The organism is Allorhizobium borbori (assembly GCF_014196535.1).
Classification (GTDB): Bacteria; Pseudomonadota; Alphaproteobacteria; order Rhizobiales; family Rhizobiaceae; genus Ectorhizobium; species Ectorhizobium borbori.
Window position 1 is genome coordinate 22,060 of sequence record NZ_JACIDU010000008.1, and the last position, 18,488, is coordinate 40,547.

The following is an 18,488-nucleotide window of genomic DNA, read 5'->3' on the forward strand; positions in this document are numbered from 1 at the left end:
GACGTCTTCCCTTTTCGTAACGCTAAACGCACCTCAAATAAAATAAAAAATTTTTTATTTTTTTGTCGCTTGCCATGATCCGATGGTTGAGTGATCTTTTCCTCATGAGCATGATCAAGACGACTCTTGCCGAGCAGGCCTATCAGGAGCTTCGCGCCCGCATCATCGGCGGGAAACTGGCCGGGGGCACGCGGCTTTTACCCAATGAACTCGCCGCCGATCTCGGCATCAGCCCGACGCCGGTGAAGGAAGCCTGTCTGCGGTTGGAGGCGGACGGGCTGGTGGTGGCGACCGCCCGGCGCAGCATGGCTGTGCGGAGCTTTACCGAAGCGGATGTGGAAGCGCTTTACGCCGCCCGCATCCTGATCGAGAAAGGCGCGCTCGAAGCGGCATTCGAGGCCGGCCATGTGGATGCCGCCCTGAAAGCCCGGCTGGCGGAAAGCCTGGAGGGGCACCGGGCCTATGCCGACGGCACATCGCTGGATGATCTCGCCCGGGCACTAAGCTATGACCGCGCCTTTCACAGCGCACTGGTGGAAGCCTCGGGCATCGCGCTCATCATCGAGACCCATGCCCGCATTCTGGGCCAGACGCATACGCTTTTCGTCTCGGTTCCCGGCGAATATGACCGGTCGGTGAGCGAACATCGCGCCATTCTCTGCGCGATCGAAGCCGACGACCAAGGGCAGGCGGTCGCGGCTCTTCTGGCTCACCTGAAACGCAGCCGGGAAAACACGCTGCGGCAGGTGCGCCTGATGGCACCGGCTTGATCAGACCGGCTCGAGCCGCTCCAGATAGGGCAGTTCATCGGGCTCGATAACCTGCGCCACCGCCTGAATGCGCAGCATGGCGCGCTGGCGGGAAATCTTCAGGTGATGAACAAGCGCAGCCTGCGCGCCCGGCACATCGCCCGCCTGAAGCCGCGCCACGATCTCCAGATGTTCCGGCAGGAACGGTTCGGTATCGAACAGTTCGCTGGTCCAGCGATAGAGGAAATGGTGGGCGACCAGCAACGCCTGCGGCAGGCTGATGGCGCGCATCAGCGCGTCATTGCCGCAATGGCCGAGCAGTTCCACATGCAGTTCCTGCTCAAGCGCGTCGAGCGCCTCGCCATCGGCGTCGACCGCCGCAAGGGCGGCTTCGATATGGGCGCGCATTCGGGCAAGCAGCCCCTCCGGCAGATTGGTGGCCGCCTTTTCCAGCGCCAGCGGCTCCAGCACCCAGCGCAGCTCGTAAAGCTCTTCAATATGCTTTGGTGTCAGCGCCGGCGCGTACCAGCGCCCCTTGTCATCCTTCTGTACGATGCCGCGCTGCTGTAACCGCGCCACCACGTCCCGCGCCACGGTGCGGCTTACACCGTAATGCCTGGCAAGCACCGCTTCATTGATTCGCCAACTGGCCAGCGATGTGCGCGAGACGATCTCGATTTCGATGTCGGGATAAATGAGTTCCCAACTCGGCAGGAAGTGAATTTTAGGATCGTCCGGTTCGGCCGGAGCGACCGGCACCATCATCGGCGCATCGGCCAAGGCCACCACGTCGTAACCGCGCGATTCCGCCTTGCGCACATGGCCCAGACGCTCCAGTTCCGTCAGCGCCTGACGTGCGGGGGCGCGGCTGATGCCGAAGCGCTCCGCCACCGCCGTTTCAGTCAACCGCGTGCCGGCGCTGAGCAGGCCGGCTGCAATATCGGCTACCAGCGCCTCGCAGGCCCGCCGGTAAAGCTTCGGCGCAATGGCTGTGACCTGGCTGCACATTCGGCGGCAAACCTTCCTTGAACCGGTGTTTCGCACGGAGAATGGGACACGAAGCCTCATCCCGCAACCGCGACCATGGACGATCCACAGATCCGGGGGTTGCGCATCATAACACAAACGTCTAGTGTATGCACAATACATTTTACGTGATGGCGTTGGGAGGCGCTTGCACGATGTCGCAGACCAAATCGCAGATGAGCGTCCCGCTTGCTGCGCTTGATGAGTTTTGCCGCCGGGTAATCAGCGCGTGCGGGGCGAATGAGGCCACAGCCGATGCCGCGACGCGGGCGATGATGCACGGCACCCGCCACGGCGTGGACAGCCACGGCATTCGCCTTCTGCCCCACTACATTCAGGCGCTGGAGGGCGGGCGGCTGAACAAGGCGCCACAGCTTCGAACAGTCACCAACTTCGGCGCGGTGGAAACGCTGGATGCCGACAATGCGCAGGGCGCACTCGCTGCCTATACCGGCATGCAGCGCGCGATTGCGCTGGCCAGCGCGTTCGGCATCGGCGCGGTTGCCATCCGCAACACTTCGCATTTCGGTCCTGCCGGTGCCTTCTCCATCGAAGCGGCACGGCAGGGCCTGATCGGCTTCACCTTCTGCAACTCGGACAGTTTCGTGCGACTGCATGACGGCGCGGAAAAGTTCCACGGCACCAACCCCATTGCGGTAGCAGCGCCCTCATCCGGCGAAAACCCATGGCTGCTCGACATGGCAACCAGCGCCGTGCCCTTCAACCGCGTTCTGCTCTATCGAAGCCTCGGCAAGCATCTGCCTGCCGCCGTCGCCTCGGATGCACGGGGCTTCGATACGCAAGATGCGAGTAACGCCCAAATGCTGGCGCCACTTGGCGGCGAATTCGGCTTCAAGGGAGCCGCCCTGGCCGGTGTCGCGGAAATTCTCAGCGCCATCTTGACCGGAATGAAGCTGTCCTTCGACATCGCGCCGATGCAAGGCCCCGATTTCTCCGCACCAAGGGGCATGGGGGCCTTCGTGCTGGCCATCAAACCCGATGCATTCATCGATCGCGATACCTTTGACCGGGGCATGGCGCGCTATCTGGAGACACTGCGTGCCTCACAACCAAGGGAAAGCTGCCGGGTGATGGCACCCGGCGACCGCGAATGGGCGGTGGCAGCACTCCGCGACAAGCTGGGCGTGACCGTTGATCCGGTCACGCTCGTTGCCTTCGAAAGACTGGCGCGGCGCTACGCCGTACCCATGCCCAGCCCTTAAAACAACCGGCGGACACCGAACAGGGAGGAGAGAAGCCGCACCGTGGCGCAAAGCCGCGGCATGGATTTCTTTGCCTAATAAAATCAATTAATTCAGTGGCTTAATTCAATAATTCATTCATTTCGACGGTTGACTTTGGAGCGAAAGCGGTTTTACTGAGGAAAGTGGTCAGACAACATGACCACTTGCGCACCAGGGGAGTGGTTGCGCGGGAGGGACCCAATGTTCGTGGCTTTGGAGCCGCGCCGCCTTTACCGGCAGGTCGCGGAACAGATTCGTATACTCATCGAAACGGGCGAACTGAAAGCGGGTGCGAAGCTGCCTGCGGAACGTGAGCTGTCGGAACGGTTCGGCGTATCCCGTCCGACCGTTCGGGAAGCGCTGATCGTTCTCGAGGTGGAAGGCTATCTGCAGATCCGCATGGGATCGGGCGTCTACATCAACCGCAAACCGCAACCGATGACGGATGCAGTTCCGGTCGATGACAGCGATGGCCCGTTCGAAATTCTTGAGGCTCGCCTCCTCATCGAAAGCGGCATTGCCGAGGAAGCGGCCCGGCGGGCAACGCCTGCAAGCATCGCGCGGATCGATGACATCCTCGCGCGCATGGAAGCCGGACTTGAAAAGCCACAATTGGCTCTGACCTGCGACAGGGCATTTCACACCGCAATTGCCGACATCATCGGGAACTCGGCGCTCAACCGCTTCACCGGCCTGATCTACGACAGGCGGATGACACCTTATTTCGAAAAGCTCGCGAGCTACTTCGAAGGCCCGCACACCTGGCGGCTGGCGCTTGAGGAACACAAGGCCATTCGCGATGCCATCGCCGCCGGCAATCCATCCGCCGCTCGCGAGGCGATGCGCCAGCACCTGACGCTGGCGCAAAAGAGATTCTCTGAAAGCTTCGGGGAGGAGCCGTCCAGAGAGGACTGACCCCGCCGCGAGAGCGCGACGCGGGATTTGAAACGCTTATCTGACATCAGTTTCGGGAGGAAAAAATGACGATCAGATTGAAGACCTTGCTGGGTGCAGCCGCGGCCATCGCCATGTCCAGCCTCGCAGCCCATGCGGAAACCGCACTGAAGTGGGCGCATGTCTACGAAACCTCGGAGCCCTTCCACACGGAATCCGTCTGGGCGGCGCAGGAGATCGCAAAGCGCACCGACGGCCGCTACAAGATCGACGTCTTCCCGGCCTCGCAGCTCGGCAAGGAAGCCGACCTGAACCAGGGCCTCAAGCTCGGCACCGTCGACATCATCATCTCCGGCTCGAGCTACGCCGCCCGGGACTACAAGCCGATCGGCGTCACCTACTATCCCTACATCTTCCGCGATGCGAGCCATCTGATCGCCTATACGAAGAGCGACATCTTCAAGCGCCTCGCCAAGGGCTATGAGGACAAGACCGGCAACCACATTGCCGCCGTCACCTATTACGGCACGCGTCACACCACATCCAACAAGCCCATCGAAAAATGCGCCGATCTGAACGGCGTTAAGATGCGCGTGCCGGATGTGCCGGCCTATCTCGCCATGCCGCGCGCCTGCGGCGCCAACACCACGCCGATCGCCTTCGCCGAAGTCTATCTGGCGCTTCAGAACGGCACGGTGGATGCGCAGGAAAACCCGCTGACCACCATCGAGGCCAAGAAGTTCTACGAAGTGCAGAAGAACATCGTGCTCACCGGCCACATCGTCGACCACCTGAACACGCTGTTCTCGAAGAAGCTGTGGGACAGCCTGTCCGATGCCGACAAGAAGACCTTCAGCGAGGTCGCTCAGGAAGCTTCCGAACGGGCCTCCAAGAAGATCGAGGCGCGCGAGAAGGAACTCGTCGCCGAATTCAAGACAAAGGGCATCAATGTCACCGAGGTCGACAAGACCGATTTCGAGAAGAACGTCCAGGAAAAGGTCAAGCTGGAGGACTTCGGCTACGTGAAGGCCGATTGGGAAGCCATCCGCGCCGTCAAGTGATCCGCCACGGCGCGGCCATCTGAAGGCCGCGCCTGTCTTTCAATCGGGCTTTCCCGAAGAACCCCTCTGACCAGCGACCTTCTCCCTTGCAAGAGAAGAGCCGGCGGCGGCCAGAGGGGAACACCGCCCCTTTACAAACTGGATGTTCTCAATGTCTGCGACGCAGGAAATCCATACCCAGGTGACGCCTGAGGAACTTGCCCACACGTTCGATGAAGCGCCCGTCGACGTCGATCTGAAGGTTTACGCGCCGGAGGATTGGATCACCATGGCGCTGTTCTGGCTGATGGCCGGTTGCGTGTTCCTGCAATTCTTCACCCGTTACGTGCTTAACGACAGCTATGCCTGGACGGAGGAAATCGCGGTAAACTGCCTGATCGGCGTCGTCTTCCTCGGTTCGGTGATGTGCGTGCGCATGTCGCGCCACATCCAGGTGGACGTGCTCTACCACTACCTGCCGGCCCGCCTCACCCGCATCATGGCGACCCTGGTCGATATCGCCCGCATCGCCTTCTTCGCCTACGGCTCATGGCTGATGTGGCGCTATCTCGAAATCGTCGGTGAGGAAGAGATGGTCACGGTGGAACTGCCGCGCAACATTGTCTTCTACAGCGTATTCGCCGCCTTCGTGCTGATGCTCGCCCGCTCGATCCAGGTCTTCATCGCCAACATGCGCCGTGGATATTCCGTGCTCGAACGCCCGGAAGCCTTCCAGAACGCCGAGGATTAATTCCATGCTCCTTCTCATCGGTTCCTTTCTCGGCCTGATGGTGCTCGGTCTGCCCGTCGCCATCTCCATGGCCTCCGCCTCGCTGCTCTACATCATCTTTTACAATGTCGCGCCCGACATCATCGCCGCCCAGCGGCTCATCGCCGGCGTGGAAAGCTTCCCGCTGCTGGCCGTGCCCTTCTTCATTCTCGCCGGCAACCTCATGAACATCGCAGGCGTCACCGGCCGCATTTACGCTTTCGCGGTGGCGCTCGTCGGCTGGATGAAGGGCGGGCTTGCTCAGGTGAACATCATCGGCTCCGTGGTGTTTTCCGGCATGTCCGGCACCGCTCTGGCCGATGCCGCCGGCATCGGCACCATCGAGATCAAGGCCATGAAGGACCACGGCTACCCGGTTGAGGCCGCCGTCGGCGTCACCGCCGCCTCCGCCACCCTCGGCCCGATCTTCCCGCCATCGCTGCCCTTCGTCATCTACGGCATGATGGCCAATGTCTCGATCGGCGCGCTGTTCATGGCCGGCATCGTTCCCGGTGTCGTCATGACCGTGCTGATGATGCTGACCGTGGCAGTTTTCGCCTACATCAAGCGCTGGGGTTCCGACACGCCGTTCAGCATCAAGAACCTGCTGGGCGCATCGCTGGAAGTCTTCGTTGTGTTGATGGTGCCGACCGGTATATGGCTGCTCACGCTGACCGGCCTGTCGCTCAACTGGTCGATCTTCATCGCGCTCCTCGTGCTGCTCGCCTGCGACTGGTATTTCGATTTCTCGGCCGTGATGGCGCTGATGACCCCGGTCATCCTGATCGGCGGCATGACCATGGGCTGGTTCACGCCGACGGAAGCCGCCGTCGCCGCCGTACTCTGGTCGCTGTTCCTCGGCCTCGTGCGCTACCGCTCGATGACCTTCAGGACGCTTGCCAAGGCAACGCTGGATACGGTGGAAACCACGGCCTCCGTGCTGTTCATCGTCGCCGCCGCCTCCGTCTTCGCCTGGCTTCTCACCGTCAGCCAGACAGCGCAGCTTCTCTCCGATGCGATCCTGTCGATCACCAGCAACAAGTGGGTGTTCCTCATTCTCGTCAACCTGCTGATGCTGTTTGTCGGTTGCTTCCTCGATACGATCGCCGCGATCACCATTCTCGTGCCAATCCTGATGCCGCTCCTGAAGACTTTCGGCATCGATCCGGTGCATTTCGGCCTCATCATGACACTCAACCTCATGATCGGCCTGCTGCACCCGCCGCTCGGCATGGTGCTGTTCGTTCTGTCGCGCGTCGCCAAGCTTTCGGTCGAACGCACGACGATGGCGATCATTCCCTGGCTCGTGCCCCTGTTCATCGCGCTTCTGCTCATCACCTTCATCCCGGCCATCACGCTTTGGCTGCCGACGGAGATGGGACTGATCCGCTAAGGCATGCACATTCTCTCCCGCTCACCTTCGGGCCCTGCCCGAAGGTGAGCGGAAACAAAGCAATCAACATCTTCGAAAGGCATTCAAACATGCAGACGCGCGTCGCCCGCCTTCACGGCATGCGCGACCTTCGGGTCGAAACGCTCGATTATGCCGAACCCGGCCCCGGCGAGGTTATGCTGTCCATGGCCGCCGGTGGCATCTGCGGCTCCGATCTCCATTACTATCAGGATGGCGGTTTTGGTCCCGTGCGGGTGCGTGAACCGATCATTTCCGGCCACGAGGCCTCCGGCTTCGTGGCGGCGCTCGGCGCCGGCGTCAGTGGTCTTGCGATCGGCCAGCTTGTCGCGGTCAATCCGTCCCAACCCTGCGGCCATTGTCATTATTGCAGGCTCGGCCAGCCCATCCATTGCCTTGAAATGCGCTTCATGGGCTCGGCCATGCGCCTGCCGCACGAAAACGGCATGTTCCGCGACCGGCTCGTGGTGCCCGCCATCCAGTGCCATGCCTTCGGACCGGACACGACGCCCGGCGAAGCCGCCTGCGCCGAACCTTTGGCGGTGTGCCTTCACGCCGTGGCCCAGGCGGGGGATCTTTCCGGAAAGACGGTACTCGTCACCGGTGCCGGTCCCATCGGCCTGTTGACCGTTGCCGCCGCACGCCATGCGGGTGCGGCCGAAATCGTGGTGACAGACCTGACCGACGCCGCTCTTTCACGCGCGCCAGCGATGGGCGCTTCAAAAACCGTCAATGTCGCAACCAACCCGGAGGGGCTTGCGCCCTGGCAGAAAAACAAGGGCCTCTTCGACGTGGTGTTCGACTGCTCGGCGGCCGGACCGGCGCTGCGCTCGGCTTTTGCCGCCGTCAAGCCGCGCGGGTTGATCGTGCAGGTGGGGGTGACCGGCGATGTTACCATTCCGCTCAACGCGCTGGTTGGCAAGGAAATCACCTGGCGCGGCTCGCAGCGCTTCCACACGGAATTTGCGGACGCCGTGCGCCTCATCTCGGCGCGCGCCATCGACGTGCGTCCGATCATTTCCCACACATTCCCGCTCGAACAGGCGGTCGAGGCCTTTGAACAGGCTGGCGACCGCGCCGTTGCCTGCAAGGTGCAGATCACCTTCGACAGCACGCGCTGACATGCAAAGGACAACACGATGAGACATACATGGCGTTGGTTTGGCCCGGTGGACAAGGTCACGGTGCGCGATGCCGCCCAAGCGGGCGCGCAAGGCATCGTCAGCGCGCTGCACCACATTGCGACCGGCGAGGTCTGGCCCGTCGCCGAGATCGAGAAACGCCACGCGGAAATCCGCGCCGGTGGCCTTGTCTGGGACGTGGTGGAAAGCGTGCCGGTTTCGGAATCCATCAAGACACAGACCGGAGACTGGAAGGCTCACATCGCCAACTGGCAGGAAACCCTGCGCCGGCTCTCGGCGTCGGGCATCCGCACCGTCTGCTACAATTTCATGCCGGTTCTTGACTGGACGCGCACAGACCTGCGCTGGGAGACCCGTCACGGCGCGAAAGCCATGCGCTTCGACCTGCCGGATTTCGCGGCCTTCGACATCCACATCCTCAAGCGTCCAGCGGCGAAAGACGATTATCCGGACTGGCTGGTAGAAGAGGCAGCGAAGCGCTTCTCCGAAATGCCCGAAGCAAAGATTGTCGCCCTCGGCAAGAACATCGGCGCCGGCCTGCCCGGCTCGGCGGATGGCTATACGCTGGCGCAGTTGCTCGAAAAGCTGCGCAGCTATGAGGGCACGAACCGCGCGCGGCTTCAGCAGAACCTCGTCGATTTCCTGTCGGAAGTGACACCCGTCGCCGAACAGGTCGGCATCAACATCTGCGCCCACGGCGACGATCCGCCGTGGGCGCTGCTCGGCCTGCCGCGCATCCTCTCCACCGAAGCGGATTACGCCCATATGCTCTCGCAGGTGAACAGCCGCGCCAATGGCGTGACGCTTTGCACCGGCTCGCTCGGCGCACGGGCCGATAACGACCTGCCCTTCATCGCCACCCGCTTTGCAGACCGCATCCACTTCGTCCACCTGCGCAACGTGACGCGGGAAACCGATACCGTGCCCTGCTCCTTCTTCGAGGACGAGCATCTGGAAGGCGGCACGGATATGGTCGCGGTAATTGCTGCGTTGCTGGCCGAAGAGAGCCGCCGCCGCGAGGAAGGCCGCGACGACCATGAAATTCCGATGCGCCCCGACCACGGGCAGGAAATTCTTGATGACCTGACGCGAGGCGCCCAACCCGGCTATCCCGCCATCGGACGGCTCAAGGGCCTTGCCGAATTGCGTGGTATCGAGCGCACGCTTCTTCATTCCCGCTACGGACTGGTATGAAACCCATGCAACAGCTTTCCGCGAAAACCACCCTGCCGCCGCATGTTGCCCGCCCGACCTATGACCGTTCGACCCTGAAACCCGGCATCCTCCATATCGGTCTCGGCGCTTTCCACCGGGCGCACCAGGCCGTGTTCACACAGCGCGCGCTGGAGGCCGAATTCGGCCCGTGGGGCATCGTCGCCGTCAACCTGCGTTCGCCGGAACCGGTTGCGGCGCTCGCCGCTCAGGACGGGCTCTATTCCGTGACCACGCGCGGCAAGGCGGATGACCGTTCCGAGGTGATCGGCGCGACCGTGGACTGGATCTGCGCCGCGCAAAACCGGCAGAAGGTGCTGGATTATCTGGCCAGCCCGGAAATCCGCATCGTCACCCTCACCGTGTCGGAAAAGGCCTATGGCCTGCATCCCGTCACCGGCGGGCTGGATACCGATCACCCCTCCGCGGCCGCCGATCTCGCCAACCCGCACCAACCCACCGGTCCTATCGGCTTTCTGGTGGAGGGGCTGGCGCTGCGCCGTGCCGCAGGCGTGAAACCCTTTACCGTCTTGTGCTGTGACAACCTTCCCGCCAACGGCCATGTGGTGCGCCGCCTCGTGCTCGACATGGCCGAACGGCGCGATCCGGCGCTCGCCCGCTGGATTGCCGAGAACAGCGCCTTTCCCTGTTCCATGGTCGACCGCATCGTGCCCGCCGCAACCACAGCCACGCGCGAACGCGCCGAGCGGTTGCTCGGCGTGACGGATGCGCTGGCGCTCGATACCGAACCCTTCATTCAGTGGGTGATCGAGGACAATTTTGTTTCCGGGCGCCCGAAATGGGAAGCGGGAGGAGCAATCTTTGCCGAACATGCCGAACCCTATGAGAAGATGAAGCTCCGGCTTTTGAACGGCACCCATACGCTTCTCGCCCATCTCGGCATCATCCACGATCTGGAATGTACCCGCGATGTGATGGCTGTGCCGGAACTGGCGGCGGAAGCCCGCCGGCATCTCGATGCCACGGTGAAGACACTCGACCCCGTGCCCGGCATCGACCTTGCCGCCTATATGGACCAGTTGATGGAGCGCTTCGCCAACCCGACGATCGCCCACCGCTGCACCCAGATCGCCCTCGATACGACGCAGAAAATCCCTCAGCGCCTCTTCGTGCCCGCTATCGAGGTGCTGGCCCAACGGGGCGACGCGGCCGCCTTCGCCCATGTGGTCGGTATCTGGATCAAGGCGGTGCGCAAGCGCGGCGATTGCGATGATCCGCGCCGCGACGAAATTCTCGCCGCGGCAGCGAACATCGACCCCGCTGATCCCTCCGCGTCCTTCTTCGCCATTCCCGGCCTTTTCCCGCCGGAACTGATCGCGGCGAGAGGCTGGCGTGATCTGGTGAACAGGGAACTCAGGTAGTCAGAGCCCGCTCAGCCCATCACCCGTGCAACCTCGCGCACGAGGCTTTCTGCCGAGATTTCGCTGATCGACTTCGCGCCGGTCAGCGTCATTGCCACCTTCATTTCCTTGGCGAAAATGTCGAGCAGGTTCTCAACACCGGCCTGCCCCGCCGTGGCCAGCGCATAGACGAAGGCCCGGCCGATGAGAACGCCATCCGCACCCTGCGCGATCATCCGTACGACATCGAGACCGGAGCGGATGCCTGAGTCCGCAAAGATCGCCAGATCGCCCTTGACCGCATCGGCAATGGCCGGCAGCGCACGCGCCGACGACAGGACGCCGTCAAGCTGGCGGCCACCGTGGTTCGACACCACGATGCCATCGGCACCGAAGCGCACCGCGTCCTTCGCGTCCTCGGGATCAAGAATGCCCTTGATGATCATCGGCCCCTTCCAGAACTCACGGATCCATTCCAGATCGGACCAGCCGATGGACGGGTCGAAATTGGCGCCGAGCCAGCCGATATAATCGGCGAGATTGGTCGGCTCACCACGGTATTTCGAGATATTGCCGAGATCGTGCGGTTTGCCCAACAGCCCGACATCGACAGCCCAACGAGGATGCGTCACCGCCTGCAAAATACGCCGCGCCGGTGCGTTGGGACCCGACATGCCGGAATGGGCGTCGCGATAGCGCGCACCCGGCACCGGCATATCCACGGTAAAGACCAGCTTGCGGATGCCCGCATCCCAGGCGCGTTCCAGCGCATTCTTCATGAAGCCCCGATCCCTAAGCACGTAAAGCTGGAACCAGATGGGCTTGGCGACCTGCGACTGCACCTCCTCGATAGGGCAAACCGAGACGGTGGACAGCGTCATCGGAATGCCCTTCCTGGTCGCCGCACGCGCCGCCTGCACTTCGCCGCGCCGGGCAAACATGCCGGTGAGGCCGACGGGCGCCAGCGCCACAGGCATGGCGACATGTTCATCAAAGAACTTCGAGGTGATATCCACCTCGCCGACGCTTTTCAGCACGAGCTGGCGCAAGGCCAGTCCCGCGAGATCATCGACATTGCGGCGAAGCGTATGCTCGGCATAGGCGCCGCCGTCGATATAGTGAAACAGGAAGGGCGGCAGCCGGCGACGAGCGGCCTCGCGGTAATCCGATGCAGATGAAATGATCATGGCTTTGCCTCCTCCAGCAAAAGCGTGTTGTGAGCAAGGGTGGCGCGACGGCTGCGAGCCACCTCCTCCTCGATATGTCTCAGACCGTCTTCCACGAAGGCCAGATGATCGGTGACGGCCATGCGGGCCTTGTCCGCCTCGCCGGCAAGGATAGCCGCAACAATGGCCCGGTGTTGCCGATCCAGCTTTTCCACCGTCTGCGGCAGACGGAAGAGTTGCTTCAGGCTCTCGGCAATGCTGATGCGCATCAGTTCGAAAAGCCCCGCCATGACCTGCCGCAGCACGGCATTGTGCGAGGCCTCGGCAATTGCCATGTGGAACGCGGCGTCGGCCTGTGCCTGCACCGCCGGGTCGCTGCTGCCCTCACCCGAGACGGCCTCAAGCGCGGCGACCAGCCGGGCCTTGTCCGCCTCCGTGGCCCGCTGGGCGGCAAAAAAGGCGGCGTCGGTATCAAGCGTTTTGCGGAGTTCCATCACATCGCGCCAGAAGCCGTTTTCCAGACGTACGAGCCCGCCCAGCGGCCGTAATGCCCGCTCGAAGATAAAGCCGGCGCCGGGTTCGGCCACATAGGTGCCGCCGCCCTGCCGTGTCGTGACGATGCCACGACTGATGAGTTCGCGCATGGCCTCGCGCAGCCGCGACCGCGACACGCCCAGTTCGGCCGCCAACGCCCGTTCAGCCGGTAGCCGGTCGCCCGGCTGAAGCCTCCGCGCCGACATCAACGCCTCGATCTGATGGACAAGCGTGACCATTACGCCTCCATTTGGCCCTACCAATTTCAACGATCAGCATCGACAATGGCATAATGACTTGAAACGTTGCAAGCTTTGCAGAAATAATGCGCATATTGGTAGGACCACTATGCCGGAGCGATCTCGATAGAGGCAAGCATCGTGGAGCGCGCGGTTTCGAGATGCACATGGCTGACCGTGCGGGCCTTCTCGATATCGCCGCTGCGCAGGCCGGCGATATAGGCGAGATGCTCATGAAGGGCGACGTGATTGCGCTCCTTCTCGTATTTCTTGTTCCACTGGTAATGGTAGTGGAAGATCGCCGACATCACGCCCTGAATGTTGCTGAAAAAGCGGTTGGGCGCGACGCTGTTGATGAGCTTGTGGAAGCGGTGATCGAGTTCCGAAAAGTCACGATAACGGCGATCGAAATCGGCGAGAAGCGCGTGGTGTTGCGCTTCGATACCCGCCAGCGCCTCCCAGGCGGCGTGCCCCTTCGGCAGCGCGACGAAGCGATCGACGGCGCGAAATTCCATGACTTCGCGCATGTCGAACAGTTCCTCGACGAAGTCGACCGTCAGCCCCAACGCCCGCCAGCGCCCGTTGCTCTGCCGTTCCAGAAGACCGAAATGGCTGAATTTGTTCAGGCACTCGCGGATGGCCGACGTCGAAACACCGAACTGGCGGGCAAGATCGAGCCCATTGATGACGCCGCCAGGATGGCAATCGGGACCGACCATCCACGCCATGAACTTGCGCTCCAACATGTCGGCGACAGGCTCGAGATCGGCGGAATCGAGATAATCGGCGCGTGACGGCAGCCGCAGAAGACGTCTTTCCCGTCCCTCCTGCCCCACGATGCCGCGCTCCACCAGACCGGCAATAACGGCGCGTACCGTCGTGCGGCTCACGCCAAGCTGTGCGGCAAGGGTCGGCTCGGAAGCCAGAACCTCGCCCGGCGCACGGCCTGCGAGAAGATCGAGACACTGATTGTACGCCCGCTTGTAGACCCCATTGGTCTTCATGTCCGACTTCTCTCCGTCGGCTTTCACGCCTGTTTTTTTCGTCTGATTTTTTTACATAAAAAACAAATTGCGGGCAAGTCGAATGTCTTTTATCCAAAAAGAACAGACAAAATGACCCTTGAAGGCAAGACACCATGAGCGGCATCGTTCTCCAGTTCGGCACGAGCCGGTTTCTTCAGGCTCATGCCGATCTCTTTCTCCACGAGGCAAGGACTGCCGGACAGGATGTGCCACCGGTGGTGATCGTGCAAACGTCCGGCTCCGCCCAACGTGCCGGGCGGCTGGCCGCCTTTTCCAATCCCGAGGGTTACCCCGTCATCATCCGCGGCTTAGAAGACGGCGTGCCGGTGGAACGCCACATCGCGGTGAAAAGCGTTTCGCGTGGACTTTCCACGGCAACGGACTGGGCGGAAATTGTCGATCTCTTCGTCAATGACGCCGGCTATATCCTCTCGAATACCGGCGACTCCGGCTATGCCGTCGATTTTACCGAGGCCGAACGGGGGCTCGATGCGGCAGAACCCTTCGCGTCTTTTCCCGGCAAGCTGGCACAGCTTCTCCACGCCCGGTTCCGCAATGGCGGCGGGCCGCTCACCGTGTTGCCCTGTGAACTCATCAACGGCAATGGCCCGGCACTGAAGGGCATCGTAAATGACTTCTCGCTGAAAGCCGGCGCGGATGCGCTCTTCCTGCGCTGGCTGGACGATCAGGTGATCTTCGCCAACACGCTGGTCGACCGTATCGTTTCCGAACCGCTGGAGCCGGCGGGTGCGGTCGCCGAACCCTATGCGCTGTGGGCAATCCAGAACGCGCCGGGGCTTCGCCTGCCCTGCACACATCCCGCCATCATCCTTGCCGACGAGATTGAGCCCTTCGAGCGCCTGAAGCTTCATATCCTCAATCTCGGCCACACCGTTCTGGCCGAGATCTGGCAGGTGGAGGACCGCCCGAAGGACGAGACGGTCAGGGCCATTCTGGCCGATAGCGCCGTCCGCACCCGGCTGGATGCGCTTTATCGTGACGAAGTCGTTCCTGGCTTTGCCGCAAAAGGCATGGGCGAGGAAGCCAAAGCTTATGTGGAAACGACCCTCGGCCGCTTTCTCAACCCCTATCTCGACCACCGCATCGCCGACATAGCCGGCAACCACGCGCTGAAGATCGAACGACGTATTACCGCCTTTCTCGACTGGGCGGGCACGCCTGCCCCCACCCTTGAAGCCATCGCTGCCAAAACCCCGAGGACCCCATCATGAAAGCCCTGATCTGCGACGAGCCCGGTCGCCTCTCCGTCATCGAGCGCCCCGTTCCCGTGCGTGGCGAGAATGAGGTGCTGGTGCGCATTCGCCATGTCGGCATCTGCGGCACGGACTTCCACATCTTCGCCGGCAAGCATCCCTTCCTCGAATATCCGCGCGTCATGGGCCATGAGCTTTCCGGCACGGTGGAGGAAACGCCTTCGGGAAGCGCGCTGAAGAAGGGCGATCCGGTCTATATCGTGCCCTACCTTTCCTGCGGCCAGTGTCACGCTTGCCGCAAGGGACTGACCAATGCCTGCCAGAACATCAAGGTGCTCGGTGTTCACTGCGATGGTGGCATGGCGGAATATGTGAGCGTGCCCGAACAGAATGTGGTGCCGACCGGCGGCATCGCGCTTGCCGATGCCGCAATGATCGAGTTCCTCGCCATCGGTGCGCATGGCGTAAAGCGTGGCGGGATCACCGCCAGCGACCGCGTGCTTGTCACCGGCTCCGGCCCCATCGGCATGTCGGCGATCATCTTTGCCAAGGCGCGCGGCGCCCATGTCACCGTCATGGATACGCGTGAGGACCGCCTTGCCTTCGCCGTGGACGGGCTTGGCGCCGATGCCTCGCTGTTTGCCAATGCCTCTGCCGAGACCGAGGTCATGCGCATGACCGGCGGCGACGGTTTCGACGTGGTGATCGACGCCACCGGCAATGCCATCCCCATGCAGCGGGGCTTCAACTTTCTCGCCCATGGCGCGCGCTACGTGCTGCTTTCTGTGGTCAGAACGGAGATCACCTTCTCCGATCCGGAATTCCACAAGCGCGAGGCCACGCTTTTCGCCAGCCGCAATGCCCAGCCTGACGATTTCGCGGAGGTGGTGCGCCAGATGGAGGCAGGCAAGGTGCCGACGCGGGCGCTGAATACCCATACCGGCCGGCTTGAGGACGGTGTTTCCCTGTTCAACGAATGGTCGCAGCCGGAAGCCGGCGTGATCAAGGCCATTCTGGAGGTCTGACATGAACACGGTGAAGATCCTGCGGCTCAATGCCGACGACAATGTCGTCGTCACCGTTGCCGACCTGCCCGCCGGCAGTCCGGCTGAAACCGTGACGACCACCGTGCGCGTGCCGCGCGGCCACAAGATTGCAGCGCGCCCGATTGCCAAGGGCGAACCGATCCGCAAGTTCGGCCAGATCATCGGCTTTGCCAGCACCGATATTCTGCCGGGCGAATGGGTGCACGAAAAGAACGTGACGATGGGCGAGGGTTTCGAGCGCGATTACGCTTTCGCCTCCGAAGCCAGGCCGTTCGAAGGCCTGCGTCCCGGCGAGGTTCCTGCCTTCTTCGAAGGCTTCCGCCGGGCCGATGGCCGCGCCGGCACACGCAACTACATCGGCATTCTCTCGTCGGTGAACTGTTCCGCCACGGCGGTTGATTACGTCGCAGACGCCATCAACCGCTCCGGCATTCTCGATGATTATCCTGATATCGACGGCGTCGTGCCGCTGCCGCACGGGCAAGGCTGCGGCATGGCTGGCAAGGGGGAAGCCTTCGACGTGCTCTCACGCACGCAATGGGGTTATGCCAGCCATCCGAACTTTTCCGCTGTCCTGCTCATTGGGCTTGGTTGCGAGGTCTTCCAGATCCCGCGCATGAAGGAAACCTACGGCATTGCCGAGGGCGATCATTTCCAGTCGTTGACCATTCAGGAGATCGGCGGCACGCGAAAGGCGGTTGAAGCCGGGGTGGCCCGCATCAAGGAGATGCTGCCCTTTGCCGCCCGCTCCAGGCGCGAGCCGATCCCGGCCTCGGAACTGACGCTGGCGCTGCAATGCGGCGGCTCGGACGGCTATTCGGGCCTGACCGCCAACCCCGCGCTCGGCGTGGCCGCCGACATGCTGGTGCGTCAGGGCGGCACCGCCATCCTCTCGGAAACTCCGGAAATCTATGGGGCCGAACATCTTCTGACACGCCGCGCCGAAAGCGTCGAAGTCGGTCAGAAGATCGTCGACCTGATTGACTGGTGGGAGGATTACACGGCGAAAAACGGCGGTGAAATGAACAACAATCCCTCGCCCGGCAACAAGGCGGGCGGCCTGACCACCATTCTGGAAAAATCTCTGGGGGCGGTCGCCAAGGGAGGAAACTCCACCCTGCGCGGCGTCTATCGCTATGCCGAGCGCATCGATCGCAAGGGCTTCGTCTACATGGACACGCCGGGTTACGATCCGGTCGCGGCAACCGGTCAGGTGGCGGGCGGTGCCAACATGCTCTGTTTCACCACAGGTCGCGGCTCGGCCTATGGCTGCAAGCCTGTCCCCTCCATTAAGCTCGCCACCAATAACGAGCTTTATGCCCGCATGCAGGAAGACATGGATATCAACTGCGGCGATATCGTTGATGGCGTGACGCTGGATGAAAAGGGCAAGGAAATCTTCGACACCGTTCTGGCCGTCGCCTCCGGCAAAAAGTCGAAATCGGAGGAACTCGGCTACGGCCGCAACGAATTCGTGCCCTGGCAGATCGGCGCGGTTATGTAAGACGATGATGGAAGGCGGCCCAAAAGCCGCCTTCTGCTTTCACACCACGACCTTAAAGGCCATGCTGAATTTCGTCGGTGACGACATCGAAACGCTTGAGAATGGCGGGACCGAAGGCGGTGCTCAACGCAACGTCGGTCGCATCGCGACCGGTGGCCATGAGGATGCGTCCGATGCGTGGGGTATTGTGGCGGGCGTCGACCGTGTACCAGCGGCCGCTGAGAAAGACCTCGAACCAAGCGCTGAAATCCATCGGCTGGGCGTCTGGCGGAACGCCGATATCGCCGAGATAGCCGGTGCAGTAGCGCGCCGGAATATTCATACATCGGCAAAGCGTGATGGCGAGATGAGCGTAGTCGCGACAGACACCGGTCTGGTCGGTAAAACCGCCAAAGGCCGTACGTGCCGGATCGGCCTTCATGTAATCGAAGGCGATGCGGTTATGCGTGAAGTCCAGAATGGCCTTCACCCGCGGCCATCCGAGCGGTGTGCCTGAAAAGGTCTTCCACGCGAAATCCGCCAGCCGGTCGGTGTCGCAATAGCGGCTGCCAAGCAGATAGACCAGAACATCATCCGGCAACTCGCTGATACCGTGCTGGTAGGCCCCTTCCGGCACAGGATCAGGCAGACCGGTATCATAGATGTCGAACATGGTGGAAATGGTGGTCAGCCCCGGTGGCGCAACGATGCGGGTGCAGGCATTGCCAAAAACGTCAGTGTAACTCCAGGCATTGATCGGGCGGTCGAAGCTCAGAACCTGTTCCGTCAGAAGATCCACACGGCGGGTGGGATGGATATTGAGAACAAGCAGCATCGGCGTGTCATGTTCGCACTCATATCCCAGATGAAAGCCGGCACGTATCTTCATGTGGTTCTGGTCCTTTGAAATTGTTTCGTCGTTTTATTCCTTGA

At 62.1% G+C, this 18,488-nt stretch carries 17 protein-coding genes; 12 read left to right on the forward strand and 5 right to left on the reverse strand.

Annotation, left to right across the window (positions count from 1 at the left end; all coding sequences use genetic code 11):
• Positions 1–104: 104 nt before the first annotated feature.
• Positions 105–770, forward strand: a complete 666-nt coding sequence (locus GGQ66_RS10995) for a GntR family transcriptional regulator (protein WP_183792413.1) — start codon at positions 105–107, stop codon at positions 768–770.
• Here GGQ66_RS10995 and GGQ66_RS11000 read toward each other — a convergent pair whose 3' ends face one another.
• Positions 771–1,757: a GntR family transcriptional regulator gene (locus tag GGQ66_RS11000; protein ID WP_183792415.1), complete on the reverse strand. Its 987-nt coding sequence runs from the start codon at positions 1,755–1,757 to the stop codon at positions 771–773.
• Positions 1,758–1,930: 173 nt separating this feature from the next.
• Here GGQ66_RS11000 and GGQ66_RS11005 point away from each other — a divergent pair, with 173 nt between their 5' ends.
• From GGQ66_RS11005 to GGQ66_RS11040, 8 genes are all read left to right on the forward strand, one after another.
• Entirely contained in the window at positions 1,931–2,998 is a 1,068-nt protein-coding gene (locus GGQ66_RS11005; RefSeq protein ID WP_183792417.1) for an Ldh family oxidoreductase, read from the forward strand.
• A gap of 222 nt (positions 2,999–3,220) precedes the next feature.
• Positions 3,221–3,934 carry a FadR/GntR family transcriptional regulator gene (locus GGQ66_RS11010; protein ID WP_183792419.1) on the forward strand — a complete coding sequence of 238 codons (714 nt, stop codon included), beginning with the start codon at positions 3,221–3,223 and terminating at the stop codon, positions 3,932–3,934.
• Between the two features lie 65 nt (positions 3,935–3,999).
• Positions 4,000–4,974, forward strand: coding sequence for a sialic acid TRAP transporter substrate-binding protein SiaP (locus GGQ66_RS11015; protein ID WP_183792421.1), 975 nt, complete (start codon positions 4,000–4,002; stop codon positions 4,972–4,974).
• Between the two features lie 151 nt (positions 4,975–5,125).
• A complete protein-coding gene (locus tag GGQ66_RS11020) occupies positions 5,126–5,704 on the forward strand; it encodes a TRAP transporter small permease (RefSeq protein WP_370686335.1) in 579 nt (192 codons plus the stop codon).
• A 4-nt stretch (positions 5,705–5,708) separates the two neighbouring features.
• A complete protein-coding gene (locus GGQ66_RS11025; protein WP_183792425.1) occupies positions 5,709–7,115 on the forward strand; it encodes a TRAP transporter large permease in 1,407 nt (468 codons plus the stop codon).
• A gap of 89 nt (positions 7,116–7,204) precedes the next feature.
• Positions 7,205–8,254: an L-idonate 5-dehydrogenase gene (locus GGQ66_RS11030; RefSeq protein ID WP_183792427.1), complete on the forward strand. Its 1,050-nt coding sequence runs from the start codon at positions 7,205–7,207 to the stop codon at positions 8,252–8,254.
• 18 nt (positions 8,255–8,272) lie between these two features.
• Positions 8,273–9,469 carry a mannonate dehydratase gene (gene uxuA, locus GGQ66_RS11035; protein ID WP_183792429.1) on the forward strand — a complete coding sequence of 399 codons (1,197 nt, stop codon included), beginning with the start codon at positions 8,273–8,275 and terminating at the stop codon, positions 9,467–9,469.
• 5 nt (positions 9,470–9,474) lie between these two features.
• The gene (locus GGQ66_RS11040) at positions 9,475–10,869 is read left to right on the forward strand and encodes a mannitol dehydrogenase family protein (protein WP_183792431.1); all 1,395 of its coding nucleotides are present in this window, start codon (positions 9,475–9,477) and stop codon (positions 10,867–10,869) included.
• Positions 10,870–10,880: 11 nt separating this feature from the next.
• Here the strand turns inward: GGQ66_RS11040 and lldD are convergent, their stop codons facing one another.
• The 3 genes from lldD to GGQ66_RS11055 form a co-directional block, all read right to left on the reverse strand.
• Positions 10,881–12,035 (reverse strand): FMN-dependent L-lactate dehydrogenase LldD, encoded by a 1,155-nt coding sequence (gene lldD / locus GGQ66_RS11045; protein WP_183792434.1) that lies wholly within the window; start codon positions 12,033–12,035, stop codon positions 10,881–10,883.
• Positions 12,032–12,787, reverse strand: a complete 756-nt coding sequence (locus GGQ66_RS11050) for an FCD domain-containing protein (RefSeq protein ID WP_183792436.1) — start codon at positions 12,785–12,787, stop codon at positions 12,032–12,034. The genes lldD and GGQ66_RS11050 overlap by 4 nt, the downstream gene beginning before the upstream one ends.
• Positions 12,788–12,894: 107 nt before the next feature.
• Positions 12,895–13,791: a GntR family transcriptional regulator gene (locus GGQ66_RS11055; protein ID WP_183792438.1), complete on the reverse strand. Its 897-nt coding sequence runs from the start codon at positions 13,789–13,791 to the stop codon at positions 12,895–12,897.
• A 134-nt stretch (positions 13,792–13,925) separates the two neighbouring features.
• Between GGQ66_RS11055 and GGQ66_RS11060 the strand changes: the two genes are divergently transcribed.
• The 3 genes from GGQ66_RS11060 to GGQ66_RS11070 are packed head-to-tail and all read left to right on the forward strand — an operon-like array spanning position 13,926 to position 17,576.
• On the forward strand, positions 13,926–15,044 hold the full coding sequence (locus GGQ66_RS11060; protein WP_183792439.1) for a mannitol dehydrogenase family protein: 1,119 nt from the start codon (positions 13,926–13,928) through the stop codon (positions 15,042–15,044).
• Positions 15,041–16,051, forward strand: a complete 1,011-nt coding sequence (locus tag GGQ66_RS11065) for a zinc-binding alcohol dehydrogenase family protein (protein WP_183792441.1) — start codon at positions 15,041–15,043, stop codon at positions 16,049–16,051. Before GGQ66_RS11060 ends, GGQ66_RS11065 begins: the two co-directional genes overlap by 4 nt.
• A gap of 1 nt (position 16,052) precedes the next feature.
• Entirely contained in the window at positions 16,053–17,576 is a 1,524-nt protein-coding gene (locus GGQ66_RS11070; RefSeq protein WP_183792443.1) for a UxaA family hydrolase, read from the forward strand.
• Positions 17,577–17,628: 52 nt separating this feature from the next.
• On the opposite strand, the gene GGQ66_RS11075 is transcribed toward GGQ66_RS11070, so the two are convergent.
• On the reverse strand, positions 17,629–18,444 hold the full coding sequence (locus GGQ66_RS11075; protein WP_183792445.1) for a transglutaminase-like domain-containing protein: 816 nt from the start codon (positions 18,442–18,444) through the stop codon (positions 17,629–17,631).
• Positions 18,445–18,488: the final 44 nt, after the last annotated feature.

What these genes read in the sequence shown, in the direction of transcription:
- GGQ66_RS11065 (WP_183792441.1), top strand. Translation starts at nt 15,041, where the DNA reads ATGAAAGCCCTGATCTGCGACGAGCCCGGTCGCCTCTCCGTCATCGAG.
- GGQ66_RS11030 (WP_183792427.1), top strand. Translation starts at nt 7,205, where the DNA reads ATGCAGACGCGCGTCGCCCGCCTTCACGGCATGCGCGACCTTCGGGTC.
- lldD (WP_183792434.1), bottom strand. Translation starts at nt 12,035, where the DNA reads ATGATCATTTCATCTGCATCGGATTACCGCGAGGCCGCTCGTCGCCGG.
- GGQ66_RS11040 (WP_183792431.1), top strand. Translation starts at nt 9,475, where the DNA reads ATGCAACAGCTTTCCGCGAAAACCACCCTGCCGCCGCATGTTGCCCGC.
- GGQ66_RS11020 (WP_370686335.1), top strand. Translation starts at nt 5,126, where the DNA reads ATGTCTGCGACGCAGGAAATCCATACCCAGGTGACGCCTGAGGAACTT.
- GGQ66_RS11000 (WP_183792415.1), bottom strand. Translation starts at nt 1,757, where the DNA reads ATGTGCAGCCAGGTCACAGCCATTGCGCCGAAGCTTTACCGGCGGGCC.
- GGQ66_RS11060 (WP_183792439.1), top strand. Translation starts at nt 13,926, where the DNA reads ATGAGCGGCATCGTTCTCCAGTTCGGCACGAGCCGGTTTCTTCAGGCT.
- GGQ66_RS11050 (WP_183792436.1), bottom strand. Translation starts at nt 12,787, where the DNA reads ATGGTCACGCTTGTCCATCAGATCGAGGCGTTGATGTCGGCGCGGAGG.
- GGQ66_RS11070 (WP_183792443.1), top strand. Translation starts at nt 16,053, where the DNA reads ATGAACACGGTGAAGATCCTGCGGCTCAATGCCGACGACAATGTCGTC.
- GGQ66_RS10995 (WP_183792413.1), top strand. Translation starts at nt 105, where the DNA reads ATGAGCATGATCAAGACGACTCTTGCCGAGCAGGCCTATCAGGAGCTT.
- uxuA (WP_183792429.1), top strand. Translation starts at nt 8,273, where the DNA reads ATGAGACATACATGGCGTTGGTTTGGCCCGGTGGACAAGGTCACGGTG.
- GGQ66_RS11025 (WP_183792425.1), top strand. Translation starts at nt 5,709, where the DNA reads ATGCTCCTTCTCATCGGTTCCTTTCTCGGCCTGATGGTGCTCGGTCTG.
- GGQ66_RS11055 (WP_183792438.1), bottom strand. Translation starts at nt 13,791, where the DNA reads ATGAAGACCAATGGGGTCTACAAGCGGGCGTACAATCAGTGTCTCGAT.
- GGQ66_RS11075 (WP_183792445.1), bottom strand. Translation starts at nt 18,444, where the DNA reads ATGAAGATACGTGCCGGCTTTCATCTGGGATATGAGTGCGAACATGAC.
- GGQ66_RS11010 (WP_183792419.1), top strand. Translation starts at nt 3,221, where the DNA reads ATGTTCGTGGCTTTGGAGCCGCGCCGCCTTTACCGGCAGGTCGCGGAA.
- GGQ66_RS11015 (WP_183792421.1), top strand. Translation starts at nt 4,000, where the DNA reads ATGACGATCAGATTGAAGACCTTGCTGGGTGCAGCCGCGGCCATCGCC.
- GGQ66_RS11005 (WP_183792417.1), top strand. Translation starts at nt 1,931, where the DNA reads ATGTCGCAGACCAAATCGCAGATGAGCGTCCCGCTTGCTGCGCTTGAT.